Origin of the sequence: Microcystis sp. M179S2 (assembly GCF_020245805.1) — a bacterium.
GTDB lineage: Bacteria > Cyanobacteriota > Cyanobacteriia > Cyanobacteriales > Microcystaceae > Microcystis > Microcystis aeruginosa.
Genome location: NZ_JADBUE010000110.1, coordinates 1 through 22,237 on the forward strand (window position 1 = coordinate 1; position 22,237 = coordinate 22,237).

22 protein-coding genes and 1 pseudogene are annotated in these 22,237 nt (G+C 41.1%); 13 read left to right on the forward strand and 10 right to left on the reverse strand.

What is annotated here, in order from left to right; translation table 11 throughout:
* Positions 1–100 (forward strand): transposase (locus tag IM500_RS06355; RefSeq protein WP_130758492.1); only part of this gene is annotated, 100 nt, incomplete at its 5' end.
* A 21-nt stretch (positions 101–121) separates the two neighbouring features.
* Here IM500_RS06355 and IM500_RS06360 read toward each other — a convergent pair.
* Positions 122–2,062 (reverse strand): annotated as a pseudogene (locus tag IM500_RS06360) (Piwi domain-containing protein); the annotation flags it as partial.
* Positions 2,063–2,065: 3 nt separating this feature from the next.
* Entirely contained in the window at positions 2,066–2,857 is a 792-nt protein-coding gene (locus tag IM500_RS06365; protein WP_353737895.1) for a PD-(D/E)XK nuclease family protein, read from the reverse strand.
* 196 nt (positions 2,858–3,053) lie between these two features.
* Between IM500_RS06365 and IM500_RS06370 the strand changes: the two genes are divergently transcribed.
* Entirely contained in the window at positions 3,054–3,410 is a 357-nt protein-coding gene (locus tag IM500_RS06370) for a helix-turn-helix domain-containing protein (protein ID WP_045357746.1), read from the forward strand.
* Between the two features lie 5 nt (positions 3,411–3,415).
* Positions 3,416–4,081 (forward strand): ImmA/IrrE family metallo-endopeptidase, encoded by a 666-nt coding sequence (locus IM500_RS06375; RefSeq protein WP_190723661.1) that lies wholly within the window; start codon positions 3,416–3,418, stop codon positions 4,079–4,081.
* Positions 4,082–4,121: 40 nt separating this feature from the next.
* Here the strand turns inward: IM500_RS06375 and IM500_RS06380 are convergent, their stop codons facing one another.
* The gene (locus tag IM500_RS06380; RefSeq protein WP_190723659.1) at positions 4,122–5,117 is read right to left on the reverse strand and encodes a LysR family transcriptional regulator; all 996 of its coding nucleotides are present in this window, start codon (positions 5,115–5,117) and stop codon (positions 4,122–4,124) included.
* A 542-nt stretch (positions 5,118–5,659) separates the two neighbouring features.
* Here IM500_RS06380 and IM500_RS06385 point away from each other — a divergent pair.
* A complete protein-coding gene (locus tag IM500_RS06385; protein ID WP_190723658.1) occupies positions 5,660–5,944 on the forward strand; it encodes a hypothetical protein in 285 nt (94 codons plus the stop codon).
* 63 nt (positions 5,945–6,007) lie between these two features.
* On the forward strand, positions 6,008–6,841 hold the full coding sequence (locus IM500_RS06390) for a M48 family metallopeptidase (RefSeq protein ID WP_190723656.1): 834 nt from the start codon (positions 6,008–6,010) through the stop codon (positions 6,839–6,841).
* Here IM500_RS06390 and IM500_RS06395 read toward each other — a convergent pair whose 3' ends face one another.
* A complete protein-coding gene (locus IM500_RS06395) occupies positions 6,842–7,684 on the reverse strand; it encodes an alpha/beta fold hydrolase (protein WP_002798344.1) in 843 nt (280 codons plus the stop codon). It abuts the gene before it with no gap.
* A gap of 58 nt (positions 7,685–7,742) precedes the next feature.
* On the opposite strand from IM500_RS06395, the gene IM500_RS06400 reads away from it, so the two are divergent.
* The gene (locus IM500_RS06400) at positions 7,743–8,636 is read left to right on the forward strand and encodes an alpha/beta fold hydrolase (protein ID WP_002798343.1); all 894 of its coding nucleotides are present in this window, start codon (positions 7,743–7,745) and stop codon (positions 8,634–8,636) included.
* Positions 8,637–8,872: 236 nt separating this feature from the next.
* On the opposite strand, the gene aroH is transcribed toward IM500_RS06400, so the two are convergent.
* Together aroH and sppA are read right to left on the reverse strand one after the other, a co-directional pair.
* Positions 8,873–9,274, reverse strand: a complete 402-nt coding sequence (gene aroH, locus IM500_RS06405; protein ID WP_147071891.1) for a chorismate mutase — start codon at positions 9,272–9,274, stop codon at positions 8,873–8,875.
* 68 nt (positions 9,275–9,342) lie between these two features.
* Positions 9,343–10,164: a signal peptide peptidase SppA gene (gene sppA, locus IM500_RS06410; RefSeq protein ID WP_287737993.1), complete on the reverse strand. Its 822-nt coding sequence runs from the start codon at positions 10,162–10,164 to the stop codon at positions 9,343–9,345.
* A 513-nt stretch (positions 10,165–10,677) separates the two neighbouring features.
* On the opposite strand from sppA, the gene IM500_RS06415 reads away from it, so the two are divergent.
* The 6 genes from IM500_RS06415 (at position 10,678) to IM500_RS06440 (ending at position 13,713) form a co-directional block, all read left to right on the forward strand.
* On the forward strand, positions 10,678–10,917 hold the full coding sequence (locus IM500_RS06415) for a hypothetical protein (RefSeq protein WP_190723649.1): 240 nt from the start codon (positions 10,678–10,680) through the stop codon (positions 10,915–10,917).
* Positions 10,918–11,070: 153 nt separating this feature from the next.
* Positions 11,071–11,277, forward strand: a complete 207-nt coding sequence (locus tag IM500_RS06420) for a hypothetical protein (RefSeq protein WP_190723648.1) — start codon at positions 11,071–11,073, stop codon at positions 11,275–11,277.
* A 32-nt stretch (positions 11,278–11,309) separates the two neighbouring features.
* Positions 11,310–11,480: a hypothetical protein gene (locus IM500_RS06425; protein WP_155120276.1), complete on the forward strand. Its 171-nt coding sequence runs from the start codon at positions 11,310–11,312 to the stop codon at positions 11,478–11,480.
* A 53-nt stretch (positions 11,481–11,533) separates the two neighbouring features.
* The gene (glnA, locus tag IM500_RS06430; protein WP_190723646.1) at positions 11,534–12,955 is read left to right on the forward strand and encodes a type I glutamate--ammonia ligase; all 1,422 of its coding nucleotides are present in this window, start codon (positions 11,534–11,536) and stop codon (positions 12,953–12,955) included.
* A gap of 37 nt (positions 12,956–12,992) precedes the next feature.
* Positions 12,993–13,124 (forward strand): hypothetical protein, encoded by a 132-nt coding sequence (locus IM500_RS06435; protein ID WP_261779578.1) that lies wholly within the window; start codon positions 12,993–12,995, stop codon positions 13,122–13,124.
* Positions 13,125–13,305: 181 nt separating this feature from the next.
* Positions 13,306–13,713 carry a hypothetical protein gene (locus IM500_RS06440; RefSeq protein WP_061432353.1) on the forward strand — a complete coding sequence of 136 codons (408 nt, stop codon included), beginning with the start codon at positions 13,306–13,308 and terminating at the stop codon, positions 13,711–13,713.
* Between the two features lie 12 nt (positions 13,714–13,725).
* Here IM500_RS06440 and IM500_RS06445 read toward each other — a convergent pair whose 3' ends face one another.
* The 4 genes from IM500_RS06445 to petC form a co-directional block, all read right to left on the reverse strand.
* Complete coding sequence (locus tag IM500_RS06445) at positions 13,726–15,375, reverse strand: ABC1 kinase family protein (RefSeq protein WP_190723645.1); 1,650 nt, start codon at positions 15,373–15,375, stop codon at positions 13,726–13,728.
* 199 nt (positions 15,376–15,574) lie between these two features.
* Positions 15,575–16,636 (reverse strand): mannose-1-phosphate guanylyltransferase, encoded by a 1,062-nt coding sequence (locus tag IM500_RS06450; RefSeq protein WP_287737994.1) that lies wholly within the window; start codon positions 16,634–16,636, stop codon positions 15,575–15,577.
* Positions 16,637–16,769: 133 nt separating this feature from the next.
* The gene (petA, locus tag IM500_RS06455) at positions 16,770–17,756 is read right to left on the reverse strand and encodes a cytochrome f (protein WP_012265194.1); all 987 of its coding nucleotides are present in this window, start codon (positions 17,754–17,756) and stop codon (positions 16,770–16,772) included.
* Positions 17,757–17,799: 43 nt separating this feature from the next.
* Positions 17,800–18,339 carry a cytochrome b6-f complex iron-sulfur subunit gene (gene petC / locus IM500_RS06460; protein ID WP_002781457.1) on the reverse strand — a complete coding sequence of 180 codons (540 nt, stop codon included), beginning with the start codon at positions 18,337–18,339 and terminating at the stop codon, positions 17,800–17,802.
* Positions 18,340–18,777: 438 nt separating this feature from the next.
* Between petC and IM500_RS06465 the strand changes: the two genes are divergently transcribed.
* On the forward strand, positions 18,778–22,237 hold a 3,460-nt coding region (locus IM500_RS06465), incomplete at its 3' end, for an N-6 DNA methylase (protein WP_287737995.1).

A 22,237-nucleotide genomic window follows, 5' to 3' on the forward strand; every position in this document is an offset into this window, starting at 1 on the left:
CAACAATAAACTTAAACTAATAAAACGGAGAGGCTATGGCTTTAGAAACTTTCGGAATTTTTGGGTTAGAAGTATGTTATCTTGGCATCTTGTATGTTGATTTAGCATAAAGGGTAACGAAGAGCCGTTTTTGCTTAAAATTATAAAGTCTAGGAATGCCAGTTTTATAGCATTCTACGAGAATAAATTTAGACTTAATTGCTCTCGCTCTTGCCAGTAAATTGTCAACCTCCTTTCCTTGAAATTTCCCATCTCTGTAAATGAGAACTGTCTGATTTTTTAGTTCAGCTTGCGGTAAAAAATTTTCCAGCATACGTTGAGGAATTTCTTCTCCCTCGGTTAAACTATCTTCTACCCGACAGCGAACAAATTCTCCCTGTTTGCCATATAGTCGCACACTTGCACAAACATTGAGACTACCCGGAAGATTTTTTTTAGGAATCCTTCCCACATCTAAACCAATAAAATAATCGGCAATTTCTAGAGGTTCAGCAAGGACATAGGGTAAATTTCCTAATTTGGCTAGGATCCCTGGGACAACTTGATTGAGAATATTATTATATTGACCCTTATTATTTAAAGTTTTCTCATAAATCATTTGAGTCATAACTCCACGATCCAAAAACTTTTTTTTAATCCACGAATATAAACTTCCTTCTTCAGTATTATCCGCATTGCGATCCTCTTGAGGAAGAAATACTAAAGCAATATCTACAGGAATTTCTCCTCGAATTAATTGATCAACTGCTTCTTCCAGTCTGGCTCTTTTTTCAAATCCTACACCTTCAACAGAGAAATTTATTTGATTCTCTGGTGGCAAAATAGTCTCAAATTTATAAAGTTTTAATCGCTTTTCTAATTGTTCTCTAAAATCTCCTACTTTAAAACTATCTGGTTTAAGAATAGCTAAACGAATTTTACGAGCAGGATCCTCATATTCTCGATGACGTTTATACACACCACCCTTCGATAATCCTTTGAGAGTTTTTATTTTTTCTCCCCTTTCTCCCTTACCAAATAAGATGGGAGTTTGCTCAAGAGAAATAGAAGGAGTCCAAAAGACTTCGGGGTATTCTTGGCTGTTAATACTTCTTTCTCTTAACTGAAAATCAAAGTTATTTAAAGTCTTTTGTGCCTCCTGTTTATACAACTTTAATAGTTTTTGTCGTTTATCATAGGAAATTTTTGTTTCCTTTAATAACTCTCCGTAATTGACTTGAAATAAACTCTCATCCTTATCTGTCATACAGGGTTTTAAAGCTGCTAATGGATAAATATACTCCTGGGGATTTTTGTCAAATTGTACCGCCACCACTGGTTGATCCCGATGAGCTTCTTCTAATTTTCTTCGACTAATTGAACCCGTGGCTTTTTTTAATAAATCCTCTCTTTTTTCCCCAATTGTAACCGCTATTTTAATAATTTTAGCTGTCCCATTAGTTTCTATAGTTTTAACCTTTAAACCTACTAATAATTTAGCATCATCTTGTCTATAGGGGTGATTTTCATAAAATTGTTCTAAATCTCCACTATAGACAATACAACTTTCAACAGTTAAACAAATAGCTGGATCGGTGTCATTGATGATTTCTGCCCAAAAATTAACTTCTCTCCTTACCTGTACTTGGTTTTCACTTATCTGACTATCTTTGGGAAAAACTATTGGATAGGAAAATTTACCAAATATTTTCAGAATTCTAACTGCTAATTGTGCTGTAACTAAAGCTGTTATCTGCAAGTCTTTTAGCCAATGAATAGAATAATAGTGATCGCCAATATCTTCTCGTAAAACCTCTTGAATATCTGATAAAGCTTCTTTCCACTGTTGTGGAGAGGGAAGAGATTTTTCATCTTTAGCTAATACCCAAAAACAATTATCTTCAAAAATAACCACCACATCGGGAAACTTATGACTGAATTGCCAACTAAAACGATTACCTATTTTTCTAGTAACTTGATGATTAAGCTTAAAACAATTCAAACAATTATTCCTGAGAGTTAAGGAACTAATTTCACTCAAAAAAAGCGGGGAATTGGCTGTGTTAGCTACTGTGTAATTCATGATCTAAACCTCCTTATTTGCATAATCACAAATCGATGTAAAAGGACAATAACGACAGGCATAGCCACTTTGGGGCGGGAAAAGATGATAAAAATCTTCGGGGTGATTTTTATATTTTTGTAGTTGTTGCTGATGTTTTTTGGCCAGGAAAGCTAGTTCGATTTTAACTGCTTCCATTGCCTCGGAAGACAGGGAGATGTTTTCTGAGCTTGTTTGGGTTTCTAAATTGTAAAAAGAAGCGACAATTTTTTCCTGAGGATAAAGGTAACTAGCCGCCAGTAAATAAACATGAGCCGGACGACGATCAAAATTAGATTGACCAGTTTTCAAATCTAAAATATGTATGGTGTCATCAGCTTCTCTAAAAATACAATCAAAGGCAGCGGACAAATTAAACCGATAGTTGCCTTGCTCGATAACAATAGGTTCTGGATAACCTTCATCACCTCTAGGTAAATCAATAATCTCTTGATTCAATAAAATTGGTTGTTGATAGTAATTGTTTAAAATTACTAAAACCCTGGCTTGAATTTCTGGCGATTCTTGATTTAATTGCAGGATTTCTGCGACTTGTTTCACCCCATGAGGACCCGATAATCTCCCTGGCTCTTGATGAAACTCAAAAACTCCCCGTTGTGCCAACTTACCAATTTTTTGCGGTTGATTATCTTGTGATAGTAATCTTTGGACTTCTGGTTCTTTGTTTCGCGCTTTTTCAAACCCCCGTTTTGTCTGACAATGGCGATTCTCATAGCCAATCGCCGGTTTTAGCGATCGCCAAAGACTATAGCTCATCGGAGGATACCAAGGCTTTTTGGGAAACTGGCAGGACACGATTTTTCCCCTCAGTCAGGAAAATGCTAGGATGATACGGCAGTGTTTGCTCTTGTATTGACTAAAATAATCAACGCCAATGAACTAACTCTAGCTTATGTTGACTTAAATAGTCAACCCTTGATATAATTTTTTTTGAGCGATTGAGAGAAAAGCAGTGTCAGAAACATTTGGACAGGTTATCCGCAAAGCTCGTCGAGAGGAGGAATATAGTCAGAGAGAACTAGCTAAGTTGATTGGGGTGGACTACACCTATCTATCGAAGCTAGAAAATGATCATGCAGGTTATCCTCCTAGTCAGCAGGTGATTGAGTCCTTAGCGACTCATTTAAAATTAAATGCTCAAACCTTAGGGGAATTGGCAGGACGAATTAGTTCAGATGATCAAAAAGTCTTTAAAGAATTAGTTCAAAAATACCAACAAATGCCGATTTTATTGCGTCGCATGAAAGACAATCCCAATTTTGCCAAAAAAATTATTTCTGAGGCGACAAAATTAGATGAGCAGGAGTAGATATCTTGGATATTATTAAACCCTATAGTTTTATTCCCAAAGCAGTGATTGAAACTCAGGCAGACGATATTCTGAAGAAAGTAAAAGCTCATCGTCGTCGTCCCTTAAAAAATTGCGATATTGCGGAAGCGACGGCCGATCATTTTGATTTGGCTATTGAATGGACGGATATAAAGCCAGATAAAGAGGGAGAAATCGCCGCAATGATTATTCCCACAGAAAAGAAAATTATTCTCAATGAAGATGTAAAATTCTTAAAAGATTCCCAAAATTCATCCCTGGCAAAAGAAGGTTTTAAAAATTCGAGTTTAGCCCATGAAATTGGTCATTTTGTCCTTCATATTAATCAAACAGCCGTCTCTAATTTTTTGGATCGAATCAATCAGGGAGATTCCTTAGAGACAATTCAACCTTTTCTGTGTCGGACAGTTGATTCTAGCCAAAGAATTGAATGGCAAGCACAATATTTTGTCAGTTGTTTACTAATGGCGATGAGTGAGTTAGAGAAAGCCATCAAGGGACGTGACTTGACTAAATGGGGACATCTGTATGCGATCGCCGACGAGTTGGGAGTAACTATTACTAATCTTAGAAGTCGTTTAGAGAGTCTCCATTGGATTAAAGTCGATAAAAAAGTAATTTATCGGGGCAGTAATTTTCCGAAGAAATAGCTTCAATGTTCCGAGGGAGATTTTGCCCATCTCGATCAACTTATTTACTCATAATTTCGGCGGGTTGTGAGTTAGGAATCGGTTCAAAGTTGTGGTCGTCAGCGAGATATTCGGGATAGGTGGAGAATTGGGGTAGTATTTCCAGGGTAAAAGCCTCGGCCGCTTTTGAGCGATAACGATTCGGGTTAATAATTACCGACAAAGTGCGACGTACTTCCACATCTTTAATTCGGGTAGCGTGGATAACTCCCATTTGTAGTTCTTTTTCGATCGCTGTCACCGAGACAAAAGCCGCCCCCAAACCGGATTGTACGGCATTTTTAATTGCCTCGATCGAGTTAAGTTCCATCTCCACTTTTAAGCGTTTGGTATCGATCTCGCAACGAGTTAAAACCTTGTCGATGACTTTGCGAATCGTCGATTGGGAATCGAGGGTGATAAATTTTAGTCGATATAAATCCTCTTTTTGAATCATTTCTACCTTAGACAGAGGATGAAAAATCGGCAGGACTAAAGCCAGTTCATCTTCTGCGTAGGGGATAATCCGCAGGGTTTCTTGTAATTCGGCGGGAACTTCCCCCCCGATAATGGCTAAATCCACTTGACCGTTAGCAACGCTCCAAGAGGTGCGACGGGTGGAATGAACTTGTAGCTGTACGGATACTTCTGGGTATTTTTGCCGAAAAAGCCCGATCATGCGGGGAAGAAGATAGGTTCCCGTGGTTTGGGAAGCGCCGACGATCAGGGTTCCCCCTTGCAGATTTTGTAGATCTTCGATCGCCCGACAGGTTTCTTGACAGAGAGTGATAATTTTTTCGCCGTAGCTTAAGAGTAGGTGTCCCGCTTCCGTTAATTGGGCTTTCCGACCGCCCCGGTCAAATAACGGCACATTTAGCTGTTTTTCGAGGTTTTGTACCTGAAGACTGACCGCCGGTTGAGATACATACAGGGTATCTGCCGCCCGTTTAAAGCTTCCTTCGGCAGCGATCGCTTTGAGAATTCTCAGTTGGTCTAGGGTGAAAGGAATGTCGGTCATAGAAAGCCTCAAAAACAGCGACGGGAGAAGGGGAGGACAATAGCGACAAATCTTAAGCCAGTGCCGATAAATACACTGAATTGACAGTACCACACCACGGGGATCAATGCTTCAGGTAGTTCCAGTTATCGGTGATCAGTTACCGGTTATCAGTTATCAGGAGTTAGGAGTTAGGAGACTCCGAGTCAGGAGACAGGGTGATGGGGTGGTCACTGCGTGCGCGTTGCGGGGGGGTTTTGGGGTGTTAGGGTTTTAGGGTTTTAGTTGAAATTCCCCCACTTCCCCACTTCCCCACTTCCCCACTTCCCCACCCCTGACGGATTACTGATCACTGTTTACTGATCACTGAAAAAGGCTGACCCAGCAATTATCGGGTTGACTTTTGTGTACCACTTAATCGTTATTAACCAAGAATCTTAATGATATTTTAAGATTTTTTAAAAAACCGCCCCTAGCCGAGATGAACGTATATCCTAGAGGGGAGCGAGTATAGATTCCTATTCCCGTTCGATCGCCCCCTAATTCTCTGGAGATCAGCACCCATGCTTACTTTGCTCCGTTCCCTGCTATTTTCCACCCTATTAAGTTTTGTTGCCCCCGTCCTCTTGGTGGGTTCTATTTTAACGGCTTTATTGGCCACCAGTCACGTCCCCGGCTTTACTTGGGTTTCTCGGACCGGTTTTAGCCAAATCCTGCAATTTTTAACCATTTTCGGCGGCGGTTATCCCCTACAAGGCCTGTTAACCATCGCTGTCACCTTTGCTTTTGTTGGCAGTTTATTCGATTTATTTAACTTTTACGTCTATCAAACCAATCGCGGACAGTAACAGGTAAAGGGTGATAGGGACTGTCTAGAATGGGAATGAGGTTTTTATGGGATCGAATCGTCTATGCGCCCTATTTTCTGCCGTTTTTGGCTATTAACAATAATTTCTCTGCTGCTCACCCTGAGTATCGGGATTGTCAATCCCCAACCCAGTTTCGGGCGCTCGTGGATGGATTTACTTTTTCGCGGTGTGCAGGTTATTCAACTCACCACTATTTCTCCTCAGCAGGAAGTCGTCCTCGGTAGGCAGATTAATCAAGGTTTATTAGAATCAGGTAAGATAAAACTGGCCAAAGATGCCGGAATTAACCAATATGTCCAAGAAATCGGCCAGCGATTAGCGGCAACTAGCGATCGCCCTGACCTTCCCTACACTTTTCAAGTGGTGCGCGACAATAGCATTAACGCCTTCGCTACTATGGGCGGATTTGTCTATTTACACACGGGATTGATTAAAACTGCTGATAATGAGGCAGAATTAGCCAGCGTCATTGCCCATGAAATCGGCCATATCGTCGGTCGTCATTCTATCACCCAATTACGCAATACTGCCCTCGCCCGAGGACTTCTCAGCGCGGCGGGATTAGACACAAAAACTTGGGTAGAATTGGCAGTCAATCTCGCCTATAATCTGCCCAATAGTCGCAAGGATGAATTAGAAGCGGACCGACTGGGTTTAAACAATCTAGCTGAGGCTGGTTATGCAGCCAAGGCGATGATCTCCTTGATGGGAAAATTAGCACAACAGGGGGGTTCTACCCCGACAATTCTCAGCACCCATCCTGCTACAAGTGATCGCATTTTGGCACTACAAAAACAGCTTAATTCGGTTAATAACAAGCAGAATCAAGGTTTAGACGAGGATTATTACCAATTGCAGATTCGTTCTCTCCGCTAATCAGACAATTTCCTGAACAGATAAAAACTCGGCCACCGCTTGATTAAAACTTTCAGGTTCCCCTAAAAATGCCCAATGATTACCCGGTATCTTTTTAATCTCTAGAGAAGTTAAATACTTTTTATAAGATTGAATTTGCCAAGCAGTGCGATTTAATCCCTGTTGGGGAAGGATTAATAAACTGGGAATATCTAAAGTTTTAGTTAATCCGGCAAACCCCATGACATCCTCAAAAATTTCCCCGCGTGCCGATAAAGTGAATTTACCGCTCCAACTGCCATCAGCTTTTTGTTCAATGGCATTTTTAAACACCTCTTGCTGTAGATTTGACCAACCTTTATATTGTTTTAATTGACGAGCGATCGCCTCTATGCTCTGATAACTATCAAAGGAGCGAGTAATCTTTAAAAAGGGCAAAACTTGATAGAGAATTGGAAAAGTTATCCTAATCCAACTAGGCATTTTATCGATAAAAAAGGGATCGACTAAAATTAAACTCTTAAATACTTCCGGCTGTTGAGTTGCCCAAATTGCCGCTATTTTAGCACTCCAAGAATGACCTAAAATATGTGCTTGCGTCCAACCTAAATGATTAATTAAAGCCCTTAAATCGCCGATATAATCCTGAAAGTGATAACCGGTTGCCGGTTTACCGCTTTCCCCATGTCCACGCAAATCTGGGGCAATAACTTGATAATTTGAGCTTAAATAATCGCCCAAGCTTGACCAAACCAAAGCATGATCCGCCATGCCGTGCAATAATAATAGAGGCATACCTCGATCGCTCCATTGTAAATAGGAAATTTCCATCGAGTTATTGGTAAAAGTCTGGCGTTGTGGCATAAATTCTCGACTGATTTTTACTCTATAATTTACCTATCACTTAATAAAACTTCATACAATGGCACTACAATCTCCGATCACTGGGACTAGCTTAGAGCAATTGTCTTGGACATGGCAAGGTCACACCATCCCCTACACTGTGCGGGGAGAAGGACAACCCCTAGTATTAATTCACGGTTTTGGGGCATCTATCGGTCATTGGCGCAAAAATATCCCCGTTTTAGCGGAAAATGGCTATCAAGTCTATGCCCTAGATCTTTTGGGATTTGGGGGTACAGATAAGCCCGCTTTAGATTATAGTCTCGACCTTTGGCTGCGGCAAATACAAGACTTTTGGCGAGAAAAAATGGCAAAACCGGCGGTATTTATCGGTAATTCCATCGGGGGACTGATTACCTTAATGCTGATGGCAGAATCTCCCGAAATCACTGCTGGAGGAGTAATTATTAACTGTGCCGGAGGATTAAACCATCGTCCCGAAGAATTAAATTTGCCGCTGCGTTTAATCATGGCTGCCTTTACCGGTTTAGTTAGTTCTCCCGTGACAGGAAAGTTTATTTTTGAACAGGTAAGGCAGAAAAATCGCATCCGGAAGACCTTAAAACAGGTTTATCGGGATCATACCGCGATTACCGAGGAATTAGTCGAAATTCTCTATCAACCCTCCTGTGATGCGGGTGCGTGGGGAGTGTTTGCATCGGTGTTGACAGCACCCCCCGGACCATCGACCCAGGAATTATTACCGCAAATCGATCGCCCTTTATTGGTACTCTGGGGAGAGGATGACCCTTGGACACCGATCGCCGGTTCGGTAATTTACCAAGAAAGAGCTAAAATGGGAAATAATACCCAATTTTATCCGATTGCCAAAGCCGGTCACTGTCCCCACGATGAACATCCCGAAAAAGTTAATCAATTAATTTTGAGTTGGCTGTCGGAAATGGGGATTTAGTCAGTTAAAAAAGTTGGGGTTGATAAGCAATCCTTCATCGATCTGCCTCGCGATTCAGTTTTGAGGTTATGAGTTTATTAAGTGAGATTATTCACTGATAACTGTTTACTGATAACTGATAACTGATAATTTTTCTTGGCCCCAAAGGTAAATTTAATGATTTTTGCGGCCAGTTTTTCCCTGAGTGAGAAATCGATAAACTTAATAGAAAATGCGGGAACAGGTTATCGAAGATTTTAGCGATTAATAGTTACTGGAGAAATCTGCCAATCGGGGCGAAGATTTTTCGCCCCTTGCAGATAGACGTGCTGCATTTCGCTTTGCAGTTTGGGAGTATTAACGTGGAGAATTACCCGAATACACTTTTCCAGACTACCAGCGACCTGCATCTGTTGCACATCGAGGAGGGGGACATTTTGCCAATGGGGACGTTCGCGAGCGATAGCAGCGGGGAAAATCGCGTCTAAATCCTGAGTTGCCGTAAAGATAATACTAACAATATCATCGGGATCGAGACTATTGTGGATTTCGATCGCTTCGAGGAGTTCTGTCACTGCTTCTCGTATAGCTTCAATAGTATTAGCTGTTACTGTTGTTGCTCCCCGAATGGCTCGAATCTTCCACTGCACGATTGTCATCCTCCGCTAATCCTGATGAGTCAATTTTAGGGGTTAACGCGCCCTTTTTCTCGACTTTAATCTAGCCATCAGGGTCGGTATAACCACAATAGTTGTCCGTTAACTTCCAATTCAAATTCTAGACGCTCTAGGGTTTTTTGTAATCCTAGGGGTATTTGGGAACGATTGCCCGTCAGACGACTGAGGAGGGGTTTCGGTTCTTCGATAGTCTGACATTTAGTTTTATCTGGGGGTAATCCTGCCAATTCTAGCGCCCAAAGTCGGGCATCTTCCTCGGTTCCCAAGCGATCGACCACTCCTAATTCTAAAGCCTGTTGACCAGTAAAAATGCGCCCATCGGCAAAACTTTTCACCTGATTGACATCTAAATTTCTCGCTCCGGCGACGGTTTGCAGAAATTGCTGATAACTGGTATCGATCATATCCTGGAGAATTCTTTCTTCTTCATCAGTTAATTCTCGATCGAAGGAGAGAATATCTTTATAAGGGCCAGATTTAATCACTTTAAACGAAACTCCCACCTTATCCAACAATCTTTCCAGATTGTTCCCTCTGAGGATAACACCGATCGAGCCAGTAATCGTGCCGGGGTTAGCCATAATATAATTGGCCCCCATACCGATATAAACGCCGCCAGAGGCGGAAATATTGCCAAAACTAGCGATTATTTTCGTGTTTTTTTGTAACCGCTTCAATGCTTCATAAATTTCTTGGGAATCCCCCACGGTTCCCCCGGGGGAGTCAATTCGGAGAAGTAGGGCGGGATATTGCCTTTCTTTGACGATTTCTAGGGCTTTTAAGACTCTTTTGCGGGTATCGGAGGCAATTGCACCTGTAATTTCTATTCGAGCGATTTGTTTGCGGGTTTTCGGTTTAAAAGGCCAGACCATCAGGGTTAAATATCTCTAAAAAAAGGACTCTTTCTAATCTAACGCTTTGATCGTTCCAGGTTAAGCAGACATTATATTTCAGAATTTCAGACTAAAATGTCTGGTTAGGTGTATAATAGCATTAAGTGGCCAGAGTTAAGGTAGGCGAGGTGAGCATTTGGGCAAGAGAGCGGGGAAGTGGGAAGTGGGAAGTAGGAAGTGGGGAGCGGGTTTTTCAAGTTCGATTGGAAGTTAATCATACTATTAAAAACAGATTTGGTATTAGAGTTTTTTCTTACTTTGTAATCAAGAAAATGGTCTAAATTTTCAGGTTAAATAGCCCGCCAATGCCCAAAGATCTAGTAGGAAAAAAAAGCCAATCCTCGACCACGTTTTAGCGAATCGTTCTGCGCTCCTGATTAAAGGGGAGGCAAAGGTCTGTACCGGGGAGAATTAATCATGTTAAATAAGCCAGAAATTACTGTGATAATTGAGGATTAAGAAAGTGATAATTTCTGGCAAGATTCTAAATCTGTGCAGATTCTTTGCTTAGGGGATTTAAAGAATATTGATTCCCTGAAAAACATCTTTATTTGTACTTCTTTGACCGGTTTAAAGTCCGTGGCAGATATGGCCAGAACCGCTAATGATAAACATCATCTGCGAGGCCTTTTTATTCGAGAAGACATTGATGCTATCTGGTTGCCGCAACTATTTAAACGGGCTAATTTACGCACGCTGCGAAATACCCTAGTTGCTCAAGATTTTACTTGACGGACAAGGGTGATTAATGCTTGGAGTTGGGGAGCGCAAGAGCATTTAATCGCCACAGCTTTAGTTATCAGTCGCTGTGATTTCGAGGAGCTAGAAATTCCCTTGGCATCTATGCCAGCTTGACAGCGTATTCCTCTAGAAGAAAGAGAGAAGTTGATTATAGCAGAAGATGGCAGTTATATTCATTGGCTGGCGGTGGATATTCATCTTGATATAGCGGCTTTTTTAAGTGTAATTGAACCAGCAGCAAAACAAAAGTTTGCAGCGATTAAATTAAAACATGATCATATTTTTGGTCAAGCGATTGCATCTTTACGCAAACAGCATCAACTGCGACAATCAGATATTATAGGAGTATAGGCGGTTAGAATGCGTCTTAGCTTAGACGGCAAATGTTTGCAGAAGCGAACGTGCTTGAGGTGTGGCAAGAGGAGCTAGAAGCTGATAGGCAAATGGTCATTCCCAGCGATTACCGACCTGAACAAGGAAATTACAGATTTTTTCAAGCTAGGATTAAAGATTTTGTATCGAAAAATACAAAACCGGCCAAAGTGACTGTTTAGGATGGATTTTTTGAGAAGCTTAAGAACTGATCCATACATCAAAGGAGTTTTCCATGCCCGAAACGCCACAAGAAGTCTTGAAAATGATTCAGGACAACAATATTAAGATTATCGACCTGAAATTTATTGATATGCCAGGTATCTGGCAACATTGCTCGTTCTACTACGATCAAATCGATGAAAGCTCTTTCAGCGATGGTGTTGCCTTCGATGGTTCCAGTATTCGCGGTTGGAAAGCAATTAACGAATCCGATATGGCCATGGTTCCCGACCCTACCACTGCTTGGATCGATCCCTTCTACAAAGAACCTACCCTAAGCATGATCTGTAGCATCAAAGAACCGAGAACCGGTGAATGGTATAGCCGCGATCCTCGCTCTATTGCTCAGAAAGCGATCGATTATCTTAGCAGTACCGGTTTAGGTGATACCGTATTTTTTGGACCGGAAGCGGAATTTTTCCTCTTTGATAGCGCTCGTTTCGACCAAACCGCCAACGCAGGCTATTACTACATGGATAGTGTCGAAGGTCGTTGGAATAGCGGTAAAGACGAAAAAGAGGGAAATCTTGCCTATAAACCCGCCTACAAACAGGGTTATTTCCCCGTTAGTCCCACCGATACCTCTCAAGATATTCGCACGGAAATGCTCTTAACCATGGCCGACTGCGGAGTTCCCATCGAAAAACATCACCATGAAGTCGCCACTGGTGGTCAAAACGAGTTAGGGATTAAATTCTCTACCCTAGTACGGGCCGCCGACTACTTGATGACCTATAAATACTGCATCAAGAACGTGGCCAAGAAATACGGTAAAACCGTCACCTTTATGCCTAAACCCATCTTTGGTGATAATGGTTCCGGGATGCACGTTCACCAGTCTATCTGGAAAGATGGTCAACCCCTGTTCGCTGGGGATAAATACGCCGGACTTAGCCAAATGGCACTGCACTACATCGGTGGTTTGCTTAGACACGCTCCCGCACTCTTAGCTTTAACTAACCCCACCACCAACTCTTACAAGCGTCTCGTCCCCGGTTTTGAGGCCCCTGTAAACCTGGCTTACTCCCAAGGTAATCGCTCCGCTTCGATTCGGATTCCTTTATCGGGAAGCAACCCGAAAGCCAAACGTTTAGAATTCCGCTGTCCTGATGCCACTTCTAACCCCTACCTCGCTTTTGCAGCTATGCTCTGTGCGGGTATCGATGGAATTAAAAATCAAATTGAACCAGGGGAACCTCTCGATGTGGATATCTACGAACTCAGCCCCGAAGAATTGTCAAAAATACCCTCTACCCCCGGCTCTCTAGAAGCAGCTCTGGAAAGTCTCGAAAAAGATCACGCTTTCTTGACCGATTCTGGTGTCTTTACCGAAGACTTTATCCAAAACTGGATCACCTACAAACTCGATAACGAAGTTAACCCGATGCGCTTACGTCCTCACCCCTACGAGTTCTCTCTCTACTACGATGTCTAAGGTTTGATTGATTAATTATTAATCCTAGGGTAGGCTTTTGTCTGCCCTTTTTTTTCCGAATCAGCAAGTCAGTCCCGATGAAAAAATTTTCACCCCCGCAGATGAAAGAGGTTTCCTTCCCCACACCCTGCCACCACCGAAAAACTTTTTGCCGCAAACCCTAGTATAATCCCTTGCTGCCAATTAAGTAGGGAGGCACAATTATTTGTAGGATGGGTTAGCGGTAGCGTAACCCATGCGGGCGTTGGGTTTCATGCTTCAACCCAACCTACGTTCATCTTATATTTAATTCCACCCACCCACTTAGCATAAAATACGATTAATTGACTGGTATTTTGGGGCGATAGTTTATGGAACGCGGGTTATTGTGGACACCTTTATTAATTCTATTTATTTGGTTGGCTTGGAGTGGTTGGAATGAATACCAAAAAGTGGAAATCTATCGAGTATGGGCGGAAAACTTCGAGCGAGCTAAGTATGATATATATTCTGTCTTAGGTCAAAAAGATAAAATTATCACTTGGGGAAAGCCAACTCGTAAGGGAGTGATTAATTTACAAACTTTTTCCCTAGAGGAGGTCAAAGAAATCCGTCTGCTAGTTAATAATCAAGTGGTGGATTTAGATGCTCTTCCCCCCCAAGGTTCCCCTTGCCTAGAATTTATTTTTAAGGAGCGATCGCCTGAAAAAATTCCCTTTACTGAGGTTGAATTGGCTAGTCAGTGGGCGAAATTTTTACAACAACAAATCTTAATTTAATCGCCATAATTTCTAGCGCAATCTCCCCGATCGCAGGATACCGACAACTAACCATAAACCGATTAAACTAGCTGTAGCAAATAATACGGTACTGATAATAGTTAATTGCCGAGATTGGGTGCTGGCCGTAACAATAGCAGCCCCGATAATTAAGGAACCAATAATCACACTAAAAGCTAGTCGATTGGCGGAATTATCTAAACTGCGACGGAGATTATCTAAGTCGCGAATTTTCAGATTAACATTTAAAGTTTCCGAGGTTAAACCATCTAGTAAAACTTCGATTTGACGGGGATATTTCAGGGAAAAAGATTTTAAGTCTAAAACTGTTCTTAGGGCAGTTTGTAGGGGAGTGCTACCGATTAACTGTTGTTCAAGAATATTAGTTAATAGCGGTTTGACTTCTTCTAGGATATTAATATCAGGATTAAATTTTCGTGCAGTTCCTTCTAGATTAGCGAGACTTTTGGCAAATAAACCTAAATTACCCGGAAGTTTAATTCTATTGCGACGGGCAATTTGCAAAAGTTCATAAACCACCTCACTAAAGTTAATTTGATTTAAATTGAGGTTATAATATTTTCGCAACATCCGCTCATAATCTACCTCTAATTGTACTAAAGTAATCGGGACTACTGACTCGGATAATTTAATAGTTAGTTGACTGCATCTTTTCGCATCTAAGTCAACAATTGCCAATAACAATTCTGTTAAAATTTGTTGAGTTTGCGGGTCTAATCTGCCCACCATACCACAGTCAATTAAAGCTACTCTACCATCGTCAAGATAGAAAATATTACCCGGATGGGGATCGGCATGAAAGAAGCCATCAATATAAATTTGTTGAAAAAATGACCGAAACAAAATTCTAGTTATTTCACTTTTTCTTTGGGAAATTGCTTGCTCAGTTGCTGGTCTAGAAACATCGGCCTCTAAAATTTGTTTTCCTTCTAACCATTCTAACACTAATAGCTTGGAATTAGTTAAGTCCCAATAAATTTTAGGAATAACTAACTGTTTGGGTTCTGACCACCGACTCTGGGTTAAATTATAGCGTAATTGGTCAGTATAATGACCTTCTTGGGTGAAATCTAATTCCGCATTGACTGCTTTAATAAACTCCTCTGCTAAGTTAACAACGTCGTAACTTTGACCAAATTCTGTCAGGGCAACTAAATCAGCAATTCCCTTAATTAAGGCACTATCTTGGGCGACAATTTTTTCGATTCCAGGACGCAAGACTTTAATCGCTACTTCCTCCCCAGATAATAAAGTTGCCCGATGAATTTGCCCGATCGAGCCTGCGGCGATCGGTTGGGGATTAATATACTTAAATACCTGTTCGATCGGTTTTGCTAACTGTTCGGTGATGACTATTTCTATATCTGTCCAAGCAACGGGAGGAACTTGCGCTTGTAGGGCAGTTAAAGCCTCGATATAATTAGCAGGTAGCAGATCGGGACGGGTACTAAGTAACTGTCCCAATTTGACATAAAAAGGCCCCAATTCCACAAGGATTTTTTTGAGAACTTCTGGGGTGGGAATCTGGGGATTTTCTGTTTTTCCTAGGGTTAAAACCCCGCGCATATAGTCCCAACCGTTGCCGAGAACTATCTCAAGGATTTCTTTTTGTCTTTGACTGGTTTGGGGGAGTGAGAACACGGTATTAAGTAGTTGGACAAAAGTAAAGTTAACTGTGGGGTAAGGAGACAGGAGACAGGAGACAGCTTTTGTGTATTCTCCCCACTTGCCACTTTCAAGTCAGTAGTCAGTAAGAATTGCGGCAATTTACATTTCTTAAGATAGACAACAGAATTTATGTCCGACTACTTAATTAATTTTGCTTAGGTACTTATCGATCCTATAACAATTTCTCCAATTTGGGATCGGTTTGTAATTGCTTGAGAACTTGTTTAATATCTTGGGTACGATCTTTGTGGACAACGAGAGTTGCTTTACCGTCGCGAACAATTACCAGATCTTTTAAACCAATAGTAACGATCACTTCCTCCTCATCACTAGCATAGATAATAGCCCCTTCCGTATCCAAACCGACATGATTTGCCAGTTCAATATTTTTGCCCTTTGCTTCTAGTAATCTTTCCAGAGAATTCCAATCTCCCAGATCATCCCAACCGAAATTAGCGGGTAAAACGTAAGCGAGTTGGGTTTTTTCCATCAAAGCATAATCGATACTTTTTTTCTCTAAATCCTCATAGGCAGCGATGCCCCGATCGCTCAGAGGTTGTAAAATATTATTAGCGTGGGTTTTTAGCTCCTCTAAAACCACTTGTCCCTGAAAGATAAACATTCCGCTATTCCAGCTAAAAAGTCCCGTTTCTAGGAATTTTTCGGCCGTGGTGCGATCGGGTTTTTCCGTAAAACGACTCACTTTATAGACGGGTAAACCATTAAATTCGCCCTGATTTTCTCCCTGTTCGATATAACCGTAACCGGTGGAGGGATAATCGGGTTTAATTCCTAAAGTAACGATCGCTTTTTGGCTGACGGCCAGTTCTACGGCCGCTTTTAAAGTGTTAATATAAGCCTCTTGATCACCAATATAATGATCGGCAGGAAAAAAACCGATCGCCACTTCCTTACCATAACGTTTTATCACTTCTAAGGTGGCCCAAGTCACAGCCGGGGCGGTATCCTTGCCCACCGGTTCCACTAATAGGTTACTCTCCGGTAAATCGGGCAGTTGTTCGCGGACACCATCAGCGATCGCACTAGCGGTAATTACCCAGAGATTTTCCCAACCTGCCGCTAAAGATAATAGACGATCGGCCGTTGCTTGTAAAAGACTGCGACCACTATCATCAAGACAGAGAAACTGTTTCGGACGCGCTAGACGACTGAGAGGCCAAAAACGTTCCCCTTTACCCCCGGCGAGAATGACTGGAACAAGCGACTGATTCATAAAAAATTGACACTTATCGGTTAAGTTGAACCGATTGTATCAGACGGCAGTGAGCGGTGAGCATTTTCCTGACTCAAAGCCAAAAAGCGGGCAAATAACCCGCTTTTTAGCAAAAATAACCGAAATATTGCGATTAGAAATTCATTTCGGCCGCTTGTACTGTTTCCACTTGTTTTTTCTTAATAACTAAGAGGATTTGACATAGCATAATACCACCGAGGAATAAAACTAATCCTTTGATCCGGCCGGGATTTTGCAGGACAACTTCCGTATCTTTTTGACCAAAACCGCCGACATTGGGGTTACTGGTTAAAAATTGTCCCACTTCGATCGCTTGACCTTCCGAGACGATTAACTCAGGACCTGCGGGAATATTTTCCACCACGGGGCCAGCTTCGGAAGTGATGGTGACTTCATAACCACCGGCTTCGGTTTTGCTGATCTGGCTAATTGTACCTGCGGTAGAAGCTTTGAAAGCGTTATTATTGCTGGGTTCACCGGTGGGGTACACTTGACCGCGACCGCGATTGGCCCCTAAATGCACAGCATATTTACCGAAGTGAATACCTTTATTTTGGCTAGGATCGGGGGCCAGGACGGGGAAAACGATTTCTTTGTATTGATCACCGGGTAAGGGGCCGACGATAACCACGTTATCTTGACCTTCTTTGTAGGATTGGAAATAGACTCCACCGAGTTTTTCCTGCATTTCTTCGGGAATGCGATCGGGGGGCGCGATTTTAAAACCATCCGGTAGCATTAAGACTGCACCGACGTTTAAACCCCCCTTCGATCCGTCTCCTAACACCTGTTGACTGGCGGGATCGTAGGGGATTTTTACCACTGCTTCAAAGACGCTATCGGGTAATACCGAGTGGGGGATTTCAATTTCGGCGGGTTTTTGGGCTAAATGGCAGTTCGCGCAGACAATCCGACCTGTTGCTTCTCTGGGGGTTTCCGGGGCGGTTTGTTGCGCCCAAAAAGGATATGCTTGGGCAGATTGGGGGTTAATGACATCGCTGGTTAGGAGTAGGGAAACGGTAGCGATCGCCACGAGGACGGCTTTCACTAGGGCCTGTCTGTGGACTTGCGGGAAGCTTAAAAAGTTGAATGTTCTCATCTCTATCGGTTGAATAATTCCAAATCTCGTCACATTGAATAATCTAGGACCACCAGGGTTCTTCACCGGTGCGGAAGTCGGTTTCCGTCCAAGTGGAGAAGACGACTTTATCATTATCGGTGACGTTGGCATGGGCGAGGGCTAAGGATAGAGGCGCTGGACCGCGAACTACTTTTCCTTCGGCATTGTACTGGGAACCGTGGCAAGGACACATGAATTTTTCTTCGCTGGCATTCCAAGGCACCACACAACCTAAGTGGGTACAGACGGCGTTAATTCCGTAGTTGGCCAGGGTTTTGTCCTCTTGGACAACTAAATAGGTGGGGTCGCCTTTTAAGCCTTGGGCTAATGTGCGATCGCCAGCGTTATGGCTGGTCAGAAATTGACTGACAATCACATCATTGCCTAGGGCATCTTTAGCGGTGACACCGCCCCCCGTACCACCGGCCGAGGGGGGAATAAAATACTTAACAATCGGATACAAAGCCCCCGCTGCTACTCCGGTAATTGTACCAAAGGTCAACAGGTTCATAAATTGACGACGACCCAAATCGGGAACATCTGTACCGGAAACTTGACTCATTGCTCCTTATCTCCAAATGTAAATTTTTGTAAACTAATTCTCATCTAAGGGCGATTTTGTGCATCTCGATCAAGACGAAAACCCAGAGCTTAAAGAAGGTTTACAAGGGCTGTATTAGATTATTACAGATATTGAGTCACGGACAATTGCCACAGCAAAGCTGCGTCAAATGCGATCGCTGTTTGATCGCTTTTGCCGAGATGAGAAACCGCAAACACCGAAAGAATCTTAAAAAATTCGATCCAATGGAAAAGTTAAGTCCCCATATACCTTTAACTTAAGTTAGTAGCCAAGAATACAATGATTTCAAGTCATGCCTACTGGCTGGTACAGGGAAAAGTCTTGCATAAATAGATTACTTAACTCAATTTGTCAAGGCTGGGATTACTTTCAATGCTTGGTATAAAAACTTTTATTTATCTCTATCATCTTTAACTTATGAAATTAGCTGATATTCTCAAAGACTCAAGTTATAAGTTGTCCCAGTTTACGCCGGCGGAAATTGAGCAATTAGAGCAGACAATTACGCTGAAAAAGACGAAAAATGGGGAAGCTCCCTATACAATTTGCTTAGTAAGGAAAAAAGAGATTAAACTTACCCCAGAAGAAGCGATTAGACAATTATATTTAAGGGTTTTAAGCGATCGCTTAAATTATCCTCTCAGTCGCATTCAGGTGGAGTATGGGGTTAATTTTGGCAGGGAGGTAAAACGAGCAGATATTGCGGTGATGGACAAAGATCGCCTGAACACAGTTTATATTTTGGTAGAGGTAAAAAAACCCAAACTCAAGGAAGGAAAAGCACAACTACGTTCCTATTGTAACGGCACAGGTTCGCCGATGGCTGTCTGGACGAACGGCGATCAGATTTCCTATTATCAACGCAAAGATCCCAATTATTTTGAAGATATTCCAGATATCCCTAACTCTAATCAAACCCTAGCAGATATTCTCCAGATTAAGTTCACTTTAGATGATTTAATCGCCAATGATAAGTTAGTCAAAGAAAATAAATCTCTGAAAACGCTAATCGAAGAAATGGAAGATGAGGTATTAGCAAATGCGGGGGTAGATGTCTTTGAGGAATTATTTAAACTGATTTTTGCCAAGCTCTATGATGAATGGTATTCTGGACAGGGTAATCGACGTTCTACTCGTTCTCTGGAGTTTCGTAATACAGGACAAACAGAAAGCGCATTAAAAACGAAAATTCAGGATCTTTTTGACAAAGCTAAGAAAAAATGGCCAGGGGTATTTAGTGAGGATGCCAAGATTAGTCTCACACCTTCTCACTTATCGGTTTGTGTGTCGTCCTTAGAAAATGTGAAGCTATTTAACTCCAATTTGGATGTAATTGATGAAGCATTTGAGTATTTAATCAATCAAAGCAGTAAAGGGGAAAAAGGACAGTTTTTCACCCCTCGTTATGTGATTGATATGTGTGTAAAAATGCTTAACCCCCAAGAAGATGAATATATGATTGATAGCGCAGCTGGTTCCTCGGGTTTTCCAGTACATACGATCTTTCATGTTTGGCGGCAGATTCTAGAGGATGAGGGATTAGAAGTAAGTCATTTATTTTCATTGGAAGAAAAGCCACCCCGTTGTAAGGAATATGTGGAAGAAAAGGTGTTTGCTATTGATTTTGATGAAAAAGCGGTGAGAGTAGCACGAACCCTCAATCTGATTGCTGGAGATGGACAAACAAACGTACTACATTTAAACACTCTAGATTATGAATTATGGGATGAGGTGACGCAACAGGAAGAATGGGATGATGTTTATCATGAAGGTTTCAGACGCTTGAAAAAACTGCGTCCAAAGGGAAGTCCAGACTATAGGGAGTTTCAATTCGATATTTTGATGGCAAATCCACCTTTTGCGGGTGATATCAAAGAACCGCGCATGATTGCTCGTTATGACTTAGCAAAAAAGCCTAACGGTAAATGGGAAACTAAGGTAGGACGCGATATTTTATTTATTGAGCGCAATCTAGACTTTTTGAAACCGGGGGGAAGAATGGCGATAGTTTTACCCCAAGGACGCTTTAATAATTCTTCTGATAAGAATATTCGGGATTTTATTGCCGAAAGATGTCGAATTTTGGCAGTGGTGGGATTACATGGTAATACTTTTAAACCCCATACAGGAACAAAAACCTCGGTGTTATTGGTGCAAAAATGGAATGATGATCCCAAAATAGGCACGCTTTGTCCTCGTCAGGATGATTATAATATCTTTTTTGCGACGATGCAGAAGTCAGGCAAGGATAATTCTGGAGAAAAAGTTTATGTTAAAGTGTCTGATGATTCGGGGGATTTTCTCTTAGATAAACATAATCATTGGATTGTGGATCATGATCTTTTTAATCATGATGGATTAACAGAAGATGGTATCGCTGAGGCTTTTATTGAGTTTGCAAAAAAGGAGAATTTAAGTTTTTTTGACCTTTCCCCTCTGAGTAAGGGGGGAGCTTTTGATCCGGTTAAATATCAGCAGTTAATGGATAGAATTGAAGCGGTTGAAGTAAAATTCTGTGATCTCTCTTCAGATCGAAGAATTGACGCTGAGTATTATGATCCTAAATTTTTAATTTCAGAGCAACTATTAAGTCAGAAACATTTTGTATTTCTTGGGAAGGTTTGCAGTCAGATACACAGAAATCCAATGATGTATGGATTTGATTATGTTGAAAATGGTATCCCCTATTTTAGAATTGATGATTTAGATAGTCCAATTATTAATCAGGATAATCTAGCTTATATTTCCAGTAATGTAAATGATCAATTCTTCTCTACTCAACTTTTTTATAATGATATTTTAATGGGAGTCAGAGGTGCGACTATTGGAAGACTCGGAGTTTATAAAGGAGAGAACAGAAAAGGAAATATTAGTCCTAATTTGATATATTTTCGTCTTAAATTGCCAGAGATAGCAGATTATGTTTCTACTTTTTTGATCTCGAAATATGGGTTGAATCAAATTTATAGAGTAACCACTGGTACTGCACAACCAACAATAACCAGCATTTTCTTAAAGACAATAAAAATACCTATTTTCAACGAACAATTTCAATCTCGTATCGTACAGATTAATCTGATGTCAAGAAACATCTTAAATCAGAGCAAAGAACTTTACCAACAAGCTGAAAATTTACTATTAACAGAACTTGGTTTAAAAGATTGGCAACCCACAGAAGAAAGCATCGCAGTTAAAAGTTTTTCTGAGTCTTTTCTGTCTTCTGGACGCTTGGATGCTGAGTATTATCAACCGAAATATGATGAAATTGATAATTATTTTAAGGATTTCAAATTGATAAAAATTCGTGATTTAATTAATTACCCTGTTTCTAGTGGTGCAACTCCTAAAGCGGGTGGTGATGATTATACAGATGAAGATGATGGCATTCCTTTTATAAGAGCAGTTGATCTCAAAGATGGAGAAGTTGACACAAATAACTTTATTTTTATTAAAAGATATGTTCATGATCTCACCTTGAAAAAAACAAAAGTCAAGAAAAATGATGTACTTTTTTCAATCGCTGGTACGGTAGGAAGATGTGCTATTTTTGATCATGATTTTGAAGCCAATATTAATCAAGCTGTTTCTATTTTAAGGTTTGACGAAGCTCAAGTTAAAAGACTCTATTTAATTGTCTTTTTTAACTCTGAAATAGGCAAAATATACGTTTCCAAGTATGCTCGTCAGGGTTTGCAAACCAATCTAAACTTGAATGAAGTATCTGACCTTAGAATTCCTATATTAGATTATAATCTTCAAGGAGAAATCAGCAAAAAAGTACAAGATAGCTTTGATATTAAAGCAAAATCCAAACAACTCTTAGAAATTGCTAAAATAGGAGTAGAAAAAGCAATAGAAACCGACGAAGAAACAAAGA